General features: G+C 44.7%; 1 protein-coding gene. It reads left to right on the forward strand.

The annotated features are described in order from the left end of the window. Positions 1-564: outer membrane beta-barrel protein (locus tag R7Z50_RS29830; protein ID WP_318150057.1), on the forward strand; the 564-nt coding region annotated here is incomplete at both ends.

The raw sequence follows: 564 nt of genomic DNA on the forward strand, positions 1-564 counted from the left end.
AACTTCAAAAAGCCTGGTCTAAACACAGTTGATGGTGACCTTTGGGCGTTGACTCTAGCTCCTAAATTCAACCTACCTCTAACAGATTCTTGGAACCTGTTTGCTAAAGTAGGTGCGGCATACATGATGGCTGGTGACGAGAAAGACTTCGTTCCAACTGGCTCTCTAGGTGCTGAGTACAAAATCAACTACAACTGGAGCCTACGTGCTGAATACCAACGTTACCAAGACATGTCTGACGACATCATTGATGACATGGATTCTGACTTCTTCGGTATCGGCTTCAACTACAAGTTTGGTTCTGAGCCAGTAGTTCAAGAAGAAGCAGTTGAAGAAGTGGTAGAAACACGTCCATCTACTCGTATCGTTGAGCACGTGTACCCAGCTCAAACAGCAACAGTACAATTCGGCCTAGAAAGCGCAGAAGTGAAAGATGCATCAGCACTTTCTGGTACAGTTGATCTAATGAACACTTACCCACAAGCTAAAGTTGAGATCACTGGTTACAGTGACACAACGGGTTCTGCTCAGTACAACCAACAGCTAACTGAAAAGCGTGCTAAA

The organism is Vibrio sp. 1249-1, from assembly GCF_033340495.1.